General features: G+C 69.7%; 18 protein-coding genes and 1 pseudogene. 16 read left to right on the top strand and 3 right to left on the bottom strand.

Features of this window, described 5'->3' with window-relative positions:
• Nucleotides 1-358: 358 nt before the first annotated feature.
• Entirely contained in the window at nt 359-1,198 is an 840-nt protein-coding gene (locus tag ACLJWH_RS12645; RefSeq protein ID WP_411141720.1) for a helix-turn-helix domain-containing protein, read from the bottom strand.
• Between the two features lie 603 nt (nt 1,199-1,801).
• On the opposite strand from ACLJWH_RS12645, the gene ACLJWH_RS12640 reads away from it, so the two are divergent.
• Nucleotides 1,802-2,233 (top strand): cupin domain-containing protein, encoded by a 432-nt coding sequence (locus ACLJWH_RS12640; protein ID WP_411141719.1) that lies wholly within the window; start codon nt 1,802-1,804, stop codon nt 2,231-2,233.
• A gap of 24 nt (nt 2,234-2,257) precedes the next feature.
• Here the strand turns inward: ACLJWH_RS12640 and ACLJWH_RS12635 are convergent, their stop codons facing one another.
• Complete coding sequence (locus tag ACLJWH_RS12635) at nt 2,258-2,869, bottom strand: DUF4142 domain-containing protein (protein WP_411141718.1); 612 nt, start codon at nt 2,867-2,869, stop codon at nt 2,258-2,260.
• A 411-nt stretch (nt 2,870-3,280) separates the two neighbouring features.
• Here ACLJWH_RS12635 and ACLJWH_RS12630 point away from each other — a divergent pair, with 411 nt between their 5' ends.
• From ACLJWH_RS12630 to ACLJWH_RS12620, 3 genes and pseudogenes are all read left to right on the top strand, one after another.
• Nucleotides 3,281-3,832, top strand: a complete 552-nt coding sequence (locus tag ACLJWH_RS12630) for a DoxX family protein (protein ID WP_411141717.1) — start codon at nt 3,281-3,283, stop codon at nt 3,830-3,832.
• A gap of 342 nt (nt 3,833-4,174) precedes the next feature.
• Nucleotides 4,175-4,387, top strand: a complete 213-nt coding sequence (locus ACLJWH_RS12625) for a hypothetical protein (RefSeq protein WP_411141716.1) — start codon at nt 4,175-4,177, stop codon at nt 4,385-4,387.
• Between the two features lie 14 nt (nt 4,388-4,401).
• Nucleotides 4,402-4,768: pseudogene (locus tag ACLJWH_RS12620) on the top strand (hypothetical protein).
• 241 nt (nt 4,769-5,009) lie between these two features.
• Here ACLJWH_RS12620 and ACLJWH_RS12615 read toward each other — a convergent pair.
• The gene (locus tag ACLJWH_RS12615) at nt 5,010-5,858 is read right to left on the bottom strand and encodes a C40 family peptidase (protein WP_411141715.1); all 849 of its coding nucleotides are present in this window, start codon (nt 5,856-5,858) and stop codon (nt 5,010-5,012) included.
• A 135-nt stretch (nt 5,859-5,993) separates the two neighbouring features.
• On the opposite strand from ACLJWH_RS12615, the gene ACLJWH_RS12610 reads away from it, so the two are divergent.
• The 12 genes from ACLJWH_RS12610 to nuoK all read left to right on the top strand — a co-directional run bounded on the left by ACLJWH_RS12610 (nt 5,994) and on the right by nuoK (nt 17,377).
• A complete protein-coding gene (locus ACLJWH_RS12610; RefSeq protein WP_411141714.1) occupies nt 5,994-6,299 on the top strand; it encodes an excisionase in 306 nt (101 codons plus the stop codon).
• Between the two features lie 273 nt (nt 6,300-6,572).
• Nucleotides 6,573-6,932 carry an NADH-quinone oxidoreductase subunit A gene (locus ACLJWH_RS12605; protein ID WP_411141713.1) on the top strand — a complete coding sequence of 120 codons (360 nt, stop codon included), beginning with the start codon at nt 6,573-6,575 and terminating at the stop codon, nt 6,930-6,932.
• A 9-nt stretch (nt 6,933-6,941) separates the two neighbouring features.
• The gene (locus tag ACLJWH_RS12600) at nt 6,942-7,511 is read left to right on the top strand and encodes a NuoB/complex I 20 kDa subunit family protein (protein ID WP_411141712.1); all 570 of its coding nucleotides are present in this window, start codon (nt 6,942-6,944) and stop codon (nt 7,509-7,511) included.
• Nucleotides 7,508-8,236: an NADH-quinone oxidoreductase subunit C gene (locus ACLJWH_RS12595; RefSeq protein WP_411141711.1), complete on the top strand. Its 729-nt coding sequence runs from the start codon at nt 7,508-7,510 to the stop codon at nt 8,234-8,236. Before ACLJWH_RS12600 ends, ACLJWH_RS12595 begins: the two co-directional genes overlap by 4 nt.
• Nucleotides 8,236-9,573, top strand: a complete 1,338-nt coding sequence (locus ACLJWH_RS12590; RefSeq protein ID WP_411141710.1) for an NADH-quinone oxidoreductase subunit D — start codon at nt 8,236-8,238, stop codon at nt 9,571-9,573. The genes ACLJWH_RS12595 and ACLJWH_RS12590 overlap by 1 nt, the downstream gene beginning before the upstream one ends.
• A 26-nt stretch (nt 9,574-9,599) precedes the next feature.
• Nucleotides 9,600-10,349, top strand: a complete 750-nt coding sequence (gene nuoE, locus ACLJWH_RS12585) for an NADH-quinone oxidoreductase subunit NuoE (RefSeq protein WP_411141709.1) — start codon at nt 9,600-9,602, stop codon at nt 10,347-10,349.
• On the top strand, nt 10,349-11,731 hold the full coding sequence (nuoF, locus tag ACLJWH_RS12580; RefSeq protein ID WP_411141708.1) for an NADH-quinone oxidoreductase subunit NuoF: 1,383 nt from the start codon (nt 10,349-10,351) through the stop codon (nt 11,729-11,731). The genes nuoE and nuoF overlap by 1 nt, the downstream gene beginning before the upstream one ends.
• Complete coding sequence (locus ACLJWH_RS12575) at nt 11,728-14,262, top strand: NADH-quinone oxidoreductase subunit G (RefSeq protein ID WP_411141707.1); 2,535 nt, start codon at nt 11,728-11,730, stop codon at nt 14,260-14,262. The genes nuoF and ACLJWH_RS12575 overlap by 4 nt, the downstream gene beginning before the upstream one ends.
• Complete coding sequence (nuoH, locus tag ACLJWH_RS12570) at nt 14,259-15,650, top strand: NADH-quinone oxidoreductase subunit NuoH (protein ID WP_411141706.1); 1,392 nt, start codon at nt 14,259-14,261, stop codon at nt 15,648-15,650. Before ACLJWH_RS12575 ends, nuoH begins: the two co-directional genes overlap by 4 nt.
• Entirely contained in the window at nt 15,643-16,221 is a 579-nt protein-coding gene (gene nuoI, locus ACLJWH_RS12565; RefSeq protein ID WP_411141705.1) for an NADH-quinone oxidoreductase subunit NuoI, read from the top strand. The genes nuoH and nuoI overlap by 8 nt, the downstream gene beginning before the upstream one ends.
• Nucleotides 16,218-17,081 carry an NADH-quinone oxidoreductase subunit J gene (locus tag ACLJWH_RS12560; RefSeq protein ID WP_411141704.1) on the top strand — a complete coding sequence of 288 codons (864 nt, stop codon included), beginning with the start codon at nt 16,218-16,220 and terminating at the stop codon, nt 17,079-17,081. The genes nuoI and ACLJWH_RS12560 overlap by 4 nt, the downstream gene beginning before the upstream one ends.
• Nucleotides 17,078-17,377 (top strand): NADH-quinone oxidoreductase subunit NuoK, encoded by a 300-nt coding sequence (nuoK, locus tag ACLJWH_RS12555; RefSeq protein ID WP_411141703.1) that lies wholly within the window; start codon nt 17,078-17,080, stop codon nt 17,375-17,377. The genes ACLJWH_RS12560 and nuoK overlap by 4 nt, the downstream gene beginning before the upstream one ends.
• Nucleotides 17,378-17,382: the final 5 nt, after the last annotated feature.

Below are 17,382 nucleotides of genomic sequence, written 5' to 3'. Positions count from 1 at the left end.
GACTCGCCCCGAGACGCACTCTCGGCTTCGCTCGCCTTTCGGTGGCTCACCATGTTCCGGGTGTTCGGGGCGAGCCTGGGCTCGGGCAGCGATCGCTGCCGCTACGCGGCGCGCGAGGGCGCCTGCCGCCCGTCGTGACCACCATCCCCGTCACCAACCCCGTCATCAACCCCGCCAGGAAGGACGTGATGCGCCTGAACGGACAAGGGCGCGCACCGCGGAGGGTGGTGCGGGGCCGCTTGCGGCGGGGACACGGGGGTGCTCCGCGGCACGGCCTCGCCCCTCACCGGTGGGGCGCCCCGGTTCGCCGCACCCGCCCCGCCGCGGTTCGGGGAAGGGGCGGGACAGGAAACGGAGTTCAGCCCTCGCCGCGCGTCTCCGTACCGGCCGGTGTCCGGCAGTCGCGGCAGCGGCCGGGGGATGGCGACCGGAACGCCCGCTCGCAGTCCGGGCATTCCTGGAAGGGCGCGGGCGGTGGAGCCGCCGCCTTCGCGCGTGGCTCCGCGGGCAGCACGGGTGGCAGCCATTCGGCGAGGCGGTGGGCGAGGAGGGCGCTCGCTCTCACGATGATGCCGCCGGGCAGTGTGGCGGTGAGCGTACGGGACACCTGCTCGGCCGGTACGCCGCGTGCCAGCCAGGTCTCCACCGCCGGGGTCAGTTGGGTGATCTCCCTTACGGACAAGGCCAGTCGGGCATCCGTGCGGCGCAGTCCGGCGAGAAGAGCGGCGGCGGGTGTGCGTTCCCGGGACGGCGGCAAGGGCGATACCGGAGGCGACGTCGTGGGTGTCGGCGGGGCGGCCGGAGGGCGAGGTGGCGGCGAGGAGCTGTCCACAGGCTGTGGATGGGCGGGGTGGATGTGGTGAGTCCGGCGGTCGGGGCGGGCCGGGCGCGCGGGGCGGCGCTCTGCGTCCGGGCACTCGTAGTACGTCGTACGCGTCACGATCCGCTGACCCGCGGTCCGTTCTCTGCTGCGCCGCAAGTACCCGGCCGCCTTCAGCTCCTTGAGCGCGGCGGCGATCTTGTACTCGCTCTCCGGAAGGCGCTCGGCCAGCGCCTTGATGCCGACCTTGGCGCCGTCCGGCAGGGACTGGATGCGTACGGCGATGCCGATGGCGGTGGAGGAGAGGGTGGGGTGCTGGGCGAGGTGATTGCCGACCACCGTGAAGTGGGTGGTGTGGCGGTGACGGATATGGGTCACACCGGAGGGCGGCGGATGCTGAGACGGTGTCGAGGCCCGCGCGGTAGACTTAACAGGTGTCATTGGGAAGGGCTTTCTTCCTGGTGAGGATCATCTGGAAGGTCTCTTCTTCCGTTGATCAGGCCCTCGGCGTTGGGATGCCAGTCCCGCCGGGGGCCAATTCTTTTCCCGGGTGGATTCCGCGGGATGTGCCGTGAACGTACCGGCTTCACACCCGCATATGCGACTCAGTCACCTGATCAGGTGATGCGGCGTTCTGCCAGGGGGAGTTGGTGGAAGGTCGGGCTGCGGGAAGCCAGGGGAGTCGGAGGGGGAGGGGTTTGGGTGTTCCTTCTCCCGCTTCCTTATGGGGCGTCGGGCCGCTCCGCGACGCCGCTCACCGGGTCGCGGTACGTGCGATCCGGTGAGCGGCGTGCTGAGCGGCCCTGACCAGGGGGAATGGGGCGTCAGGAGCCGAGTGCGGGCAGGAGGTTGCGGGGCGTCCCGGGGGATTGTCAGACGGGGGTGGCAGGCTGGACTTCGGTCGGCCCGGTCGGCCCGGTCGGCCCGGTCGACTCGGCCAGCTCGGCCGGCTCGCGTATCCGGAAAGGTGGCAAGTCCGCTATGTCTGATCAGATGTCCCGTCCCGCCGAAGCTCGTTCCCTGGCTCCCGCCGAGGCTTCCCTCGCGGTCCCCGCCCCGGCGTCCGTCAATCTCGCCGAGAAGCTCGCGCTGTTCAGCGACCACTGGGGACCGAGGAAGATCGCCGCGCTCAACGACTACGAGGTCAAAGTCGTCAAGGTGCAGGGGGAGTTCGTCTGGCACACCCACGAGGACACCGACGAGCTGTTCCTCGTCATCAGCGGACGGCTGACCATCCAGCTGCGGGACGGGGATGTCGTCCTCGAACCGGGGGAGTTGTTCGTCGTGCCGCGGGGTGTGGAGCACTGTCCGCGGGCGGCGGAGGAGACCGCGATCCTGCTGCTGGAACCGGCCGGGGTGGTGAACACCGGTGACGCGGGCGGACCGCTGACCCGGACGGCGACGACGCTGTAGCCGTTCCGTGGCGCGAGGCCGGGATCACCGGTGGGAACCGTGAGCCTGGGAACCGTGGGCCTGGGGAGGGCGGCACCTGCCGTGGTTGACCATCTGCGTGTGCTGCGCGACCACCGGACGCGCGGTCTTGGCCAGTTCCTTGACCTTGGCGTTGGTGCCCGAGGCGATGACCTTGTCGATGAGGGCCAGGGTCTGCGTGTGGGCCGCGTGCTGCGCCTTGAGCCAAGCGGCGTCGTACGAGTGCTTCTTGGCCATGGCCTTGAGGGCGGCGGCCTGCTTGCGCTGGTCGGCCGTCTGCCCGGAGGGGAGCTTCACGCCCACCTGGGCAGCGGTCTTGGTGACGCCCGCGTCGAGGGTGCGGTGGTCCCGGACGAATTCGGCGCCGACCTTCTTGACGCAGGAGGTGGTGGCGTCCGTCTGGGCGGCCTGTCCCGTCTCGATCTCCCAGAGGTTGCCCTGGTGGGCGGCGGTGAGCAGTTCCTTGTCCAGCGCGGAGACCCGTGACGACGAGGGGGAGGGTGATGCCGCGAGGGCCGTTCCGGGCGATACGAGGGCGGCTCCGGCCGCCGCGCCCGCGAGGCAGAGCGTCGTGGCGCAGACTGCGCTGAAACGGGCGGTGGTTCGCGTTATGGACATATATCCTCCACGGTTCGTGTGGGTGGGCGAATGAGGGGGAGGGGACGCGGGTGGGGGAGGGGGAGAGGGGCGCGCCTGGCGAGATGGACGCTGTCCCGGTCTCGCCGCTTGGTCTCGTCGCTCGGCCTCGCTCGTTCTGCGCGGCCCCGTTGCGTCCCGTCTGCGCTGCCTCGTCTCGCTCGCCGCTCGGAATGTGCGGATTCGCGCCGAAACCAGGGATTCCCCTTCGGCGTGTCGGCGTAACCACTTCCCTCGGCGCCCCCGGCAACGCTGGCGCGCTCGCCGTTGATCAGTTATCGAGGCCCAGGCACGGGTTCCGGGGGAGCGATGAAACCTGTTTGAAGTGTGGCGTGCGTCACATATGGCACCTATGCTGAGTAGCGGAGAGGGAGATGCAGGGAGAGAATCCCGATGCGTGGCATACCTGAGCGGCTGCGCGCCGCTCCAGAATCTGTGGCCGCCGGACGGGCGCGACCGTTGGTGTCGGCCGGGGATTGCGCTCTGCTCCTGCTCCGGCTCACGTTCGGCCTGCTGCTGGCGGGGCACGGCGCCCAGAAGCTCTTCGGGATCTTCGGCGGCCAGGGCCTGACCGCCACCGGCCGGGAATTCACCGCCCTGGGCTACCGTCCCGGCACGGTCTTCGCCGCCATCGGCGGCGCTTCCGAGTTTCTCGGCGGCATCGGGCTGGCCCTGGGGTTGTTCACTCCACTGGCAGCGGCCGCGCTGATCGGCGTCATGATCAACGCCATGGCGACCGTCACCGGGGCACACGGTCTGTGGGAGAGCGAGGGCGGTGTGGAGTACAGCGTGTGCATCGCGGTCGTCGCACTCGCCGTCGCCGCCATCGGCCCCGGACGGCTCGCCCTGGACCGGCCGTTCCGCTGGGGGCAGGGCGGCTGGCGCGCGGGCGCCTTCGCGCTGTGTCTCGGCGGTATCGGGGCGGCCATCGTGCTGAGCCTCTGAAGGATTCCGGCGCCGGGACCCTGGACATGCCCGACCCCGAGCGTGCCCCCGACCCGGAGCGTGACCCCGACCCGGACCCGACCCGGACAGGACACCGGCCGAAGCAGCGCCGGACGCCTGCTCGTTCGGGGTGGCCGGAGCGGTAGATGCGGTCGGTTCAGGCCGCCTTGCGGTGCTCGGGCCAGGCAGCGGCGGCGGTCGCCGGACGGCGCGCGGCCGGCCGAAGAGCGGGGATCGCGCTACGTGCAGCTTGGCCGTCTCGACCTGGCGGAGGGTGTTTTGACGGATGCTCTGGAGCAGACAGCTCCGGCGTCCGGGCAGTCGTACCGGCGACGCGGAGCAGTGCTTGCCAACCTGGCCGCCATCGGGGCGAAGCGGCGGGACGCCGAACAGGTCGTGGAGTACGGCAGGGAGGCCGTCAGCCTGGCCCGAGCCTCAGCATCCGGGTACGTCGCCCGTGGACTCCAGGCCCTGTGCGACGAGTTCGGTCCCTTGAGCCGCGACCACCGCGTGGCGGAGCTGGGGGCGGAGATCGCCACGCTGAGCACGCCGTGACGAGAGGGGTAGGCATGTCGCAGACCGAAGGTGCACGACTGTTCCGGGAAACCTGGATCGCTGGAGTGCACCGGCACTTCCCCGGAGAGCCGAAGGCCGGCTACGTCACCCCGTGGGACGACACCCCGCAGTGGGAGCGCGAGGCCGCCGGGATGGGTGCACGACCAGGTCCGCCAGTTCGTCGAGCTCAGCGGAGGCCACACGTCGAGGCTGTCCCGCGAGCAGAAGAGCCGGTTCGTCGCGACCTGCTGGACGGCCCAGATGTTCAAGCACTTCAAGGACCCGAAGCCCGGGTATGTGGCGGACTGGCCGGACCTGCCGTCCTGGCAGCAGGAGACCGACGCCGATATTTTCGAGGCCGTCGAGAAGGCGCTGAGCTGAGCAGAGAGGAACGTTCCCAGGCGGTCGGTCGACCGGACCTTCGGAGCGGGCACTACGCGCTGCGGGTTTCCCGCCGGCCCTCCGTAGGGGAAACGCCGGTCGGCGCGGCGCGCAGGGTAGGGGCAGGTGGGGCGCGGGCGCGTGGGGCGGGGCAGCTGACGGCGGCGTACGCCGCGCGAGTACGCAAAAGGACCGTCCCTCCCGAGGCGGCGGGAGGAACGGTCCTTTCGGGGCGGGCGTCTCAGAGGACGCGGACCGCGCCGGTGGGCTGGCTGTAGCTGAGCGGGCGCTCGACGACGCCGGTGCTCGAGTTCTGGGCGCCGATGAACTTGCCGCCGCCGATGTAGATGGCGACGTGGTAGGCGCTGCCCGCGCTGCCCCAGTACAGGATGTCGCCGACCTGAAGGTTGCTCAGGCCGACCTGGGTGCCCGCGGTCGACTGGTCCTGCGAGACGCGCGGCAGGTCGATGTTGAGCTGCTTGTACGCGGCCTTCACCAGACCGGAGCAGTCGTACGCGGAGGAGCCCGTGGCGCCGCTCACGTATGCCTTGCCGACCTGGGCCTTGAGGAAGCTCACGAGCGAGGCGGTGTTGCCGCTGCCGGTGGAGGTGGAGGTGGAGGTGGCAGTGGTGGTGGAACCGCCGGACGGCGTGGACGAGCCGACGAGCGTGGTGCGCTCGGCGGAGCGCGAGGCGCGGGCCTGCTCGGCCTCCTTCGCCTTGCGGGCCTCCTCGTCGGCCTTCTTCTTGGCCTCGGCGTCGGCCTTCGCCTGCTTCTCGGCGGCGGCCTTGTCCTTCTCCGCGTCCTTGGCCGCCTTGGCGACGGTGCTGTCCTGGAGGGCCTGCCGCTCGTAGTCGAGCGCGACCTGCTGCACGGTGTCGACGCTCTTGGCGCTGAGGGTGGCCAGCGCCGAGGTGATGGTCGGCATTTCCTGGGTCTCGGAGACCGGCTTCTCGGCGGCGTTCGCCGGCACGGTGGCGCCGGTCACCGCGAGCGTGAGGATGCCACCGGTCACTCCCGCACGCAGTGCCCGCGAGGACGCGGAACGGCGGGGCTTCCGGTGGCTGGGTATGAGTGCGTTCGAGGACATGGGACCACGGCTATCAGGAGCCGCAGGTTGCTGCCAACAAAGGTGGTCTACACCACACTTGACGCGTACGCGCCGAACAAAACGGACTTTTGACCGACCGTCGGGTCGGAAACGAGCCGCCCGGATTTCGTGATCATGTTCCTACGCATGGCATTTGCTGTCCGACGGTGGGTCAGAAGGTGCTTATCACCTCCACATCCGCCACGCCAAGGCTTCTCGTCCGTCAAGGGCTCGGCGCACGAAACCGCGTGGGATAGGTCACTCGTGAGTGCCCGTTATGTTCCCGTGACCCGACCGCTCGTGAACCGACGCACGTACCGACGATCACGGTCGGATCACGGGTGGGTCACGTCTGCGGCGGCGCCTCTTATAGCAGTTGGCCGAGTCCAGCACCAATTTGCCTTTATCGGCCATGGCTTGATAGTGGCGACGCGCTTCTGACCAGCAAAGACGGGCGTGAATGTCACCTCTCGTGATCACTCGCGCGCTTCGCGTATGAAGATCACCGCTCATCCGACTTCATGATCCTTCGTCAGGTGGTGGAGATCACAAAGGCGTTGGCGTTACCCGTGTCGCAGATCACAGACCGGCGGGCATAGGATGCAGGCGGTTCGGGCTTGTGAACTGCCTCACATAGGCACGATCTTCATGGGGCGGCCGGCCGGCCCGAGCGGACCGCCATCCAGTCATCGTCGACTGAAGGGAGCCGGGACGGTGAACGCTTACGCGCCCATCCTCGTACTGGGGGCCCTCGGGGCAGGCTTTGCGATCTTCTCTGTCGTCGCGGCCATGCTCGTCGGGCCCAAGCGTTACAACCGGGCCAAGCTCGAAGCGTACGAATGCGGAATCGAGCCGACCCCGCAGCCGTCCGGCGGCGGCCGTTTCCCGATCAAGTACTACCTGACGGCGATGCTCTTCATCGTCTTCGACATCGAGATCGTCTTCCTCTATCCCTGGGCCGTCACCTTTGACGCCCTGGGGATTTTCGGGCTCGTCGAGATGCTCCTCTTCGCGCTCACCGTCTTCGTCGCCTACGCCTATGTCTGGCGTCGGGGCGGCCTGGAATGGGACTAGGGGCCACCAATGGGACTTGAAGAGAAGCTGCCGAGCGGCTTTTTGCTGACCACCGTCGAACAGGCCGCGGGCTGGGTGCGCAAATCGTCGGTCTTCCCCGCGACGTTCGGGCTGGCCTGCTGCGCCATCGAGATGATGACGACCGGCGCCGGGCGGTACGACATGGCCCGCTTCGGCATGGAGGTCTTCCGCGGTTCGCCCCGGCAGGCGGATCTGATGATCGTCGCCGGCCGGGTGAGCCAGAAGATGGCGCCCGTGCTGCGGCAGGTCTACGACCAGATGCCGAACCCGAAATGGGTGATCTCCATGGGGGTCTGCGCCTCGTCCGGCGGAATGTTCAACAATTACGCAATCGTGCAGGGCGTTGACCACATTATCCCGGTCGATATTTATTTGCCGGGCTGCCCGCCGCGCCCCGAAATGCTGCTGGACGCCATTATCAAGCTGCACCAGAAGATTCAGAGCAGCAAGCTCGGCGTCAATCAGCGGCAGGCGGCCCAGGAGGCGGAGGAGGCGGCGCTCAAGGCGCTTCCCCTGATCAACATGCCCCTCTCGTCCGTGAAGAAAGGGCTGCGGTGAGCGAGCCGAAGAACCCCGAGAGCCCGGAGGCCCGGGACGACCTCCCGGCGCAGCGCGACGACGCCGGTGATCTGATCGCCACCCGCCGCGGCATGTTCGGCGCCAACAACGGCGGTGACACCTCCGGTTACGGCGGACTCGTCCGCTCCGTCCGGCTGCCGGGCGCCACCCCGCGGCCTTACGGCGGCTGGTTCGACGAGGTCGCCGACGAACTGGAGGGCGCCCTCGACGAGCAGGGCCTGGTCCCCGAGAACGTCATCGGCAAAACGGTCGTCGACCGCGACGAGCTGACCTTCCACATCGAGCGGGAGTACCTGCCGGCCGTCGCCCGGACGTTGCGCGACGACCCGGCGCTCCGCTTCGAGCTCTGCACGGGCGTGAGCGGGGTGCACTTCCCCGGCGACAAGGGGCGCGAGCTGCACGCGGTCTACCACCTGCGCTCGATCACCCACAACCGGCTCATCCGGCTGGAGGTCTCCGCCCCCGACGCCGACCCGCATGTGCCCTCGCTGGTGGAGATCTACCCGACCAACGACTGGCACGAGCGCGAGACCTACGACTTCTTCGGCCTGGTCTTCGACGGCCACCCCGCGCTGACGCGGATCATAATGCCGGACGACTGGCAGGGCTTCCCGCAGCGCAAGGACTACCCGCTCGGCGGCATTCCCGTCGAGTACAAGGGTGCCCGGATCCCGGCTCCCGACCAGCGGAGGTCGTACAGCTGATGACTCCTTCCCCTACTTCCTCCGAAGCCTCGCCCGCGCGCGAGACGACCGAGGGCACCGTCTACACCGTCACCGGCGGCGACTGGGACGAGGTCGTGGCGGCGGCCGCCAAGTCCGACGACGAGCGGATCATCGTCAACATGGGGCCGCAGCACCCCTCCACGCACGGCGTGCTCCGGCTCATCCTGGAGATCGACGGCGAGACCGTCACCGAGGCCCGCTGCGGTATCGGCTATCTGCACACCGGCATCGAGAAGAACCTCGAATACCGGACCTGGACGCAGGGCACCACCTTCGTCACGCGGATGGACTACCTCACCCCGTTCTTCAACGAGACGGCGTACTGCCTGGGCGTGGAGAAGCTGCTCGGCATCACCGACCAGATCCCGGACCGCGCCACCGTCATCCGCGTGCTGCTGATGGAGCTCAACCGGATCTCCTCCCACCTGGTGGCCATCGCCACCGGCGGGATGGAACTGGGCGCCACCACGATCATGATCTACGGCTTCCGGGACCGCGAACTCGTCCTCGACATCTACGAGTTGATCACCGGTCTGCGGATGAACCACGCCTTCGTCCGGCCCGGCGGCCTCGCCCAGGACCTGCCCCCCGGCACCGTCGACCAGGTGCGCGGCTTCATCAAGAAGATGCGCAAGAACATCCCCGAGTACGACAAGCTCGCCACCGGGAACCCCGTCTTCAAGGGCCGCTTGCAGGACATCGGCTACCTCGACCTGGCGGGCTGCCTGGCCACCGGCGCCACCGGTCCCATACTGCGCGCGGCCGGGCTGCCGCACGATCTGCGCAAGGCGCAGCCGTACTGCGGCTACGAGAACTACGACTTCGAGGTGCCGACCGCCGACACCTGCGACGCCTACGGCCGGTTCCTGATCCGGCTGGAGGAGATGCGCCAGTCGCTGCGGATCGTCGAACAGTGCCTGGACCGGCTGGAGCCGGGGCCGGTGATGGTCGCGGACAAGAAGATCGCCTGGCCGGCCCAGCTGGCCATGGGCCCGGACGGCCTGGGCAACTCCCTCGACCACATCAAGAAGATCATGGGCACCTCGATGGAGGCCCTGATCCACCACTTCAAGCTGGTGACGGAGGGCTTCCGCGTCCCGCCGGGACAGACCTACACGGCCGTGGAGTCGCCCAAGGGCGAACTGGGTGTGCACGTGGTCAGCGACGGCGGCACCCGCCCCTACCGGGTGCACTTCCGCGACCCGTCCTTCACCAATCTCCAGGCCGTGGCGGCGATGTGCGAAGGCGGCCAGGTCGCCGACGTCATCGTCGCCGTCGCGTCCATCGACCCCGTGATGGGAGGCGTCGACCGGTGACCGGTACCCCCGCGACTCACTTGGGCATGCCCGAACTTCCCGCCCCCGACTACCCGGCCGAGGTCCGGGCCCGGCTGGAGGCCGACGCCAAGGAGGTGATCGCCCGCTACCCCGACTCCCGCTCCGCGCTGCTGCCGCTGCTGCATCTCGTCCAGGCGGAGGAGGGCCATGTCACCCGCACCGGCATCCGCTTCTGCGCCGGGCAGCTCGGACTGACCACGGCCGAGGTCACGGCGGTCTCCACCTTCTACTCCATGTACCGCCGCAGGCCGGGCGGTGACTACCAGGTCGGCGTCTGCACCAACACGCTCTGCGCGGTGATGGGCGGCGACGCCATCTTCGAGGAGCTGAAGGAACACCTCGGCGTCGGCAACGACGAGACCACCGAGGACGGCGCCATCACCCTCGAACACATCGAGTGCAACGCCGCCTGCGATTTCGCGCCCGTCGTGATGGTGAACTGGGAATTCTTCGACAACCAGACGCCGGAGAGCGCCAAACGGCTGGTCGACGACCTGCGGGCCGGCCGGACCGTCGCGCCCACCCGCGGTGCGCCGCTGTGCACGTACAAGGAGACGGCCCGGGTGCTCGCCGGGTTCCCGGACCAGCGGCCGGGCGCCGTCGAGGCCACCGGCGGTGCCGGGCCCGCCTCACTGGCCGGACTGCGGCTCGCCAAGGGCGAGGCCCTCCCGGGCCACGGCGCCGACCACGTCATCGCGCCGCGCACGGCCGGTCCGGACAACCCGGCCGGACCAGCGGCCAAGGAGGGGGAGTGATGACGGTGGCAGCCGAGAACGGGGGCACCTCCAGGCCGGCGACCGGCGGCGAGGCGAGCCCCGAGAAGCTCCTCGCGCCCGTCCTGTCCGCCTTCTGGGACCAGCCCGAATCCTGGACGCTGGAGACCTACCAGCGGCACGAGGGCTACGCGGGCCTGCGCAAGGCCCTCGCGATGGCGCCGGACGACGTCATCGCGTACGTCAAGGAGTCCGGGCTGCGCGGCCGCGGCGGGGCCGGCTTCCCGACCGGCATGAAGTGGCAGTTCATCCCGCAGGGCGACGGCAAACCGCACTATCTGGTGGTCAACGCCGACGAATCGGAGCCCGGTACCTGCAAGGACATCCCCCTCCTCTTCGCGAATCCGCATTCCCTCATCGAGGGCATCGTCATCGCCTGTTACGCGATCCGCTCCCGGCTCGCCTTCATCTATGTGCGCGGTGAGGTCGTGCCCGTCCTGCGGCGGCTGCACGAGGCCGTCCGCGAGGCGTACGCGGCGGGCTACCTCGGCAAGAACATCCTCGGCTCGGGGCTCGACCTGGATGTCGTCGTGCACGCGGGTGCGGGCGCGTACATCTGCGGTGAGGAGACCGCGCTGCTGGACTCCCTGGAGGGCCGTCGCGGACAGCCCCGGCTGCGTCCTCCCTTCCCGGCGGTGGCCGGCCTCTACGCCTGCCCCACTGTCGTGAACAACGTCGAGTCCATCGCCTCGGTTCCCGCCATCATGAACCGGGGCAAGGACTGGTTCCGTTCGATGGGCAGCGAGAAGTCCCCGGGCTTCACGCTCTACTCGCTCAGCGGCCACGTCACCCACCCCGGCCAGTACGAGGCCCCGTTGGGCATCACGCTGCGCCAGCTGCTGGACATGAGCGGCGGCATCCGGCGTGGCCACCGGCTCAAGTTCTGGACACCGGGCGGCTCCTCGACACCGCTCTTCACCGACGAACACCTCGACGTCCCGCTGGACTACGAGGGCGTCGGCGCGGCCGGCTCGATGCTCGGCACCAAGGCGCTCCAGTGCTTCGACGAGACCACCTGCGTGGTGCGCGCGGTGACCCGCTGGACCGAGTTCTACGAGCACGAGTCCTGCGGGAAGTGCACGCCCTGCCGCGAAGGCACCTACTGGCTGGTGCAGTTGCTGCGCGACATCGAGGCCGGCAAGGGCCGAATGGACGATCTCGACAAGCTCAACGACATCGCCGACAACATCAACGGCAAGTCCTTCTGCGCGCTGGGCGACGGCGCCGCCTCACCGATCTTCTCCTCGCTCAAGTACTTCCGCGAGGAGTACGAGCAGCACATCACCGGCAAGGGCTGCCCCTTCGATCCGGCCAAGTCGACCGTCTGGGCCGACAACGACGCTCACCTGGGGGTGAATGCATGACCGTCACCACAACCGGATCGAACAGCGGCTCCGCCGCGGGCCCCTCCGGGGGCGGCGCCGCGGCGGTCCCGCCGGAAGACCTCGTCTCGCTGACGATCGACGGCATCGAGATCTCCGTCCCCAAGGGGACCCTGGTCATCCGGGCCGCCGAACTCCTCGGCATCGCGATCCCGCGCTTCTGCGACCACCCGCTGCTGGACCCGGCCGGGGCCTGCCGGCAGTGCATCGTCGAGGTCGAGGGCCAGCGCAAGCCGATGGCCTCGTGCACCATCACCTGCACGGACGGGATGGTCGTCCGCTCGCAGCTCACCTCCCCGGTGGCCGAGAAGGCGCAGCGCGGCGTGATGGAGCTGCTGCTGATCAACCATCCGCTGGACTGCCCGGTCTGTGACAAGGGCGGCGAATGCCCGCTCCAGAACCAGGCGATGCAGGTCGGCGACCCGGACAGCCGCTTCGAGGGTAAGAAGCGGACGTTCGCGAAGCCGGTGCCGATCTCGACGCAGGTGCTGCTGGACCGCGAGCGGTGCGTCCTGTGCGCGCGCTGCACCCGCTTCAGCAACCAGATCGCCGGCGACCCGATGATCGAGCTGCTGGAGCGCGGCGCCCTCCAGCAGGTCGGCATCGGCGAGGGCGATCCGTTCAGGTCGTACTTCTCCGGTAACACCATCCAGATCTGCCCGGTCGGCGCGCTCACCTCCGCCGCGTACCGTTTCCGCTCCCGCCCGTTCGACCTGGTCTCCTCGCCGTCGGTGTGCGAGCACTGCGCGGGCGGCTGCGCGACCCGTACGGACCACCGCCGCGGCAAGGTGATGCGGCGGCTGGCGGAGAACGACCCCGAGGTCAACGAGGAGTGGCTCTGCGACAAGGGGCGGTTCGGCTTCCGCTACGCGCAGCAGCGCGACCGGCTGGAGTATCCGCTCGTCCGTAACGCGGAGTCCGGCGAACTGGAGCCGGCGAGCTGGCCCGAGGCGCTGGCGGCCGCGGCCCGCGGGCTGGCCGCCGCCAAGGGACGCACCGGCGTGCTGACCGGCGGCCGGCTGACCGTCGAGGACGCCTACGCCTACGCCAAGTTCGCCCGGACCGTGCTGGACACCGACGACATCGACTTCCGGGCGCGGGCACACAGCGCGGAGGAGGCCGGTTTCCTGGCGGCCCGGGTCGCCGGCCGCGGCCGTGACCTGGCCGGCGGGGGCGCGGTGACGTACACCTCGCTGGAGCAGGCGCCGGCCGTGCTGCTGGCCGGTATCGAGGCGGAGGAGGAGGCCCCGGGCGTCTTCCTGCGGCTGCGCAAGGCCCACCGCAAGAGCGGTCAGCGCACCTACGGGCTGGCCGCCTACGCCTCGCGCGGGCTGATCAAGGCCGGCGGCACGCTGCTGCCGGCCGCGCCGGGCACCGAGACCGAATGGCTGGACGCGCTCGCGGGCGGCACCGGTCTGGAGGGCGAGGGGCAGGCGGCGGCCGAGGCGCTGCGCGCGGACGGCGCGGTGATCATCGTCGGCGAGCGGCTGGCGACGGTCCCCGGCGCGCTGACCGCCGCGACCCGTACCGCCGCCGCGACCGGTGCCCGACTGGTCTGGATTCCGCGGCGGGCCGGTGAACGCGGCGCCGTCGAGGCGGGCGCGCTGCCGGGGCTGCTGCCCGGTGGCCGGCCGGCCACCGACCCGCGGGCCCGCGCGGAGGTCGCCGCCGTCTGGGGCGTGGACGCGCTCCCGCAGCGGCACGGCCGGGACACCGGCCAGATCATCGAGGCCGCGGCGACCGGCGAACTGGGTGCGCTGCTGGTGGCCGGTGTCGAGCCGGCGGACCTGCCGGACCCGGCCCGCGCGGCCGCCGCGCTGGACGCGGTCGGCTTCCTGGTGAGCCTGGAGCTGCGGCCCTCGGAGGTGACCCGCCGGGCGGATGTGGTCCTCCCGGTGGCGGCCGTGGTCGAGAAGTCCGGGACGTTCCTCAACTGGGAGGGCCGGGCGCGGCTGTTCGAGGCGGCGCTCAAGCCGGACCAGCTGGCGGGCCGGCATCTGCTCCCGGACACCCGGGTACTGCACATGCTCGCCGACGCGCTGGACGTCCCGCTGGCGCTGCCGGACATCCGCGCGGCCCGCGACGAGCTGCGCCGGCTCGGCGACTGGACCGGTCCGTACGCCGCGGAGCCGTCGGACACCGGCCGCCCGATGCCCCGTCCCGACGCCGGTCAGGCGGTGCTCGCCGGGCACCGGCTGCTGCTGGACCAGGGGCGGCTCCAGGAGGGTGACGATGCGCTGGCCGGTACCCGGCACCCCGCGGTCGCCCGGCTGTCGGAGACCACCGCGCGGGAGACCGGCGTCAAGGACGGCGATCTGCTGGCGGTCGCCGGACCGGCCGGCGCGGTCCACCTGCCGCTCCAGATCACGCCGATGCCCGACCGGGTGGTGTGGCTGCCGCTGAACTCCACGGGCGGTGGCGTCGCCGCCGACACCGGGGCGCGCCTCGGTGAGCTGGTGCAGGTCTTCGCCGTCCCCGGCACTCCCGAGCCGGCCAAGGAGGTGGACGCATGATGCGGCCGCTCGATCACCTGACCGCCGCGGGCACCGCGCTCGCCCAGGAAGACCTGTCGATGTTCGGCCGCGACCCGTGGTGGCTCGTCGTCGTCAAGGCGGTCTTCTGCTTCGCGTTCCTGATGCTGACCGTGCTGTTCGCGATCGTCTGGGAGCGCAAGGTCGTCGCCTGGATGCAACTGCGCATCGGCCCCAACCGGCACGGCCCCTGGGGCATGCTCCAGTCGCTCGCCGACGGCATCAAGCTGATGCTCAAGGAAGACCTGATCGTCAAGCGGGCCGACAAGGCGGTCTACCTTCTCGCGCCGGTCGTGGCGGCCGTACCGGCCTTCATGGCCATCGCGGTGATCCCCTTCGGCCCCGCGGGCAACGAGGTCTCGATCTTCGGCCAGCGCACCACGATGCAGCTGACCGACCTGCCGATCGGCGTCCTCTACATCCTGGCCACCGCCTCGGTCGGCATCTACGGCATCGTGCTGGCGGGCTGGTCCTCCGGCTCGACGTACCCGTTGCTCGGGGGTCTGCGCTCGTGCGCCCAGATGATCTCCTACGAGATCGCGATGGGCATGTCCTTCGCGGCGGTCTTCCTCTACTCCGGGTCGATGTCGACCTCGGCGATCGTGGAGTCCCAGCAGGGCAAGTGGTACATCCTGCTGCTGCCGGTCTCCTTCGTCATCTACATCATCGCGATGGTGGGCGAGACCAACCGCGCGCCGTTCGACATGCCGGAGTCCGAGGGCGACCTCGTCGGCGGCTTCAACACCGAGTACTCGTCCATCAAGTTCGCGATGTTCATGCTCGCCGAGTACGTCAACATGGTCACCGTCTCGTCGGTCGCGGTCACCCTCTTCCTGGGCGGCTGGCGGGCGCCGTACCCGATCAGTGCCTTCTGGGAGGGCGCGAACCACGGCTGGTGGCCGATGCTCTGGTTCGTCATCAAGGTCCAGTTGCTGCTGTTCTTCTTCATCTGGCTGCGCGGCACGCTGCCACGGGTGCGCTACGACCAGTTCATGAAACTGGGCTGGAAGGTCCTCATCCCGATCTCGCTGGTCTGGCTGATGCTGGTCGCGACCGTCCGGGCGCTGAAGAACGAGGGCTACGACTTCCAGCAGATCGTGCTCTACGTCGCCGGGGCCGCGATCGTGCTGCTGCTGATCTCCCTGGCCGTGGACTTCTTCCGGCGGGCCGAGAAGGCGGAGGACGCGGACGGCACGCCCGCCTTCGACCCGATGGCAGGCGGCTTCCCGGTACCGCCGCTGCCCGGCCAGAGCCTGCCGCCCGTGCCACGCCGACGGCCGCGCCACGAGCGCGAGTTGATTGTCAGTGGTGGGGTGGACACTGTCAGTGACGGAAACGGAATCGACGGAAAGGGGGGCGACGGTGCCTGACTTCCAGAACCCCGTGGCCGGCTTCGGCGTGACCTTCAAGGCCATGTTCAAGAAGCGGCTGACCGAGCAGTATCCGGAGGAGAAGAAGCCGACGGCGCCGCGCTTCCACGGCCGTCATCAGCTCAACCGCCATCCGGACGGCCTGGAGAAATGCATCGGCTGCGAGCTGTGCGCCTGGGCCTGTCCGGCGGACGCGATCTACGTCGAGGGCGCGGACAACACCGACGAGGAGCGCTACTCCCCGGGCGAGCGCTACGGCCGCGTCTACCAGATCAACTACCTCCGCTGCATCCTGTGCGGCCTGTGCGTGGAGGCGTGCCCGACCCGCGCGCTGACGATGACCAATGAGTACGAACTCGCCGACCGGTCCCGCGAATCGCTCATCTACACCAAGGAGGAGCTGCTCGCGGGCCTGACGGAGACGATGGTCGACACACCGCACGCGATCTTCCCCGGGATGACGGAGAAGGACTACTACAGCGGCCTGGTGACCGGCGCCGCCCCCGGCACCGTCCGCCAGACCGCCGTCTCCCAGGGCGAACGGCCCGAGGACGAGGGGGTGTCGGCATGACCGGCCTCGCCGCCGCGGCCTCCACGACCTCCTTGGGGGAGGCCGTGCAGTTCTGGATCCTGGGCACCGTCGCCGTCGTCGGCGCGCTCTGCACGATCCTGATGAAGCGGGCCGTGCACAGCGCCCTCTCGCTCGCCGGGACCATGATCGTCCTGGCGGTCTTCTACCTCGCCAACGGCGCGTACTTCCTCGGCGTCGTCCAGATCGTCGTCTACACGGGCGCGATCATGATGCTGTTCCTCTTCGTCGTGATGCTGGTCGGCGTCACCGCGGCGGACTCCCTCAAGGAGACGCTCAAGGGCCAGCGCTGGCTCGCCGCCGGGCTGGGCCTCGGCTTCGGCATCCTGCTCATCGCCGGTATCGGCAACGCCTCGCTCCGGCACTTCGACGGGCTGGGCCAGGCCAACGCCGGCGGCAATGTGCAGGGTCTGGCCGCGCTCATCTTCACCAAGTACGTCTTCGCCTTCGAGGCCACCGGCGCACTGCTGATCACGGCCGCAGTCGGCGCGATGGTGCTCACCCACCGGGAGCGTACGGAGCGCGCCAAGTCCCAGCGAGAGCAGTCGCAGGCGCGGGTCCGCGCGGGCAAGCAGGTGCCGCCGCTGCCCGCTCCGGGCGTCTACGCCCGGCACAACGCGGTGGACATCCCCGGTCTGCTGCCGGACGGCACCCCGTCCGAGCTGACCGTCAATCCGACCCTGCGGCAGCGCGGCCAGGTCCGTGATGTCTCCGGCGAGTCGCTGACCGGACTGAAGGAGCTGGAGCGGCGCTCCGAGGACTGGCTGGAGCGTGACTCCGGGCCGCGGTCGTCGTCGGCGGCCCCCGGCCCGGCGGCGCCGAAGGAGGAGGCGAAGAAATGAACCCGGTCCATTACCTCTATCTCGCCGCCCTGTTGTTCACCATCGGCGCGGCCGGGGTGCTGATCAGGCGGAACGCCATCGTGGTGTTCATGTGCATCGAACTGATGCTGAACGCCTGCAATCTCGCCTTCGTGGTCTTCGCGCGGATGCACGGGAATCTGGACGGCCAGATCATCGCCTTCTTCACGATGGTCGTCGCCGCCGCCGAGGTCGTCGTCGGTCTGGCGATCATCGTGTCGATCTTCCGCACCCGTCATACGGCCTCGGTCGACGACGCCAGCCTGATGAAGCTGTAAGGGGT

The organism is Streptomyces sp. x-80 (genome assembly GCF_046549095.1).
Taxonomy (GTDB): domain Bacteria; phylum Actinomycetota; class Actinomycetes; order Streptomycetales; family Streptomycetaceae; genus Streptomyces; species Streptomyces celluloflavus.
This window is presented reverse-complemented; position numbering and strand designations above follow the sequence as displayed.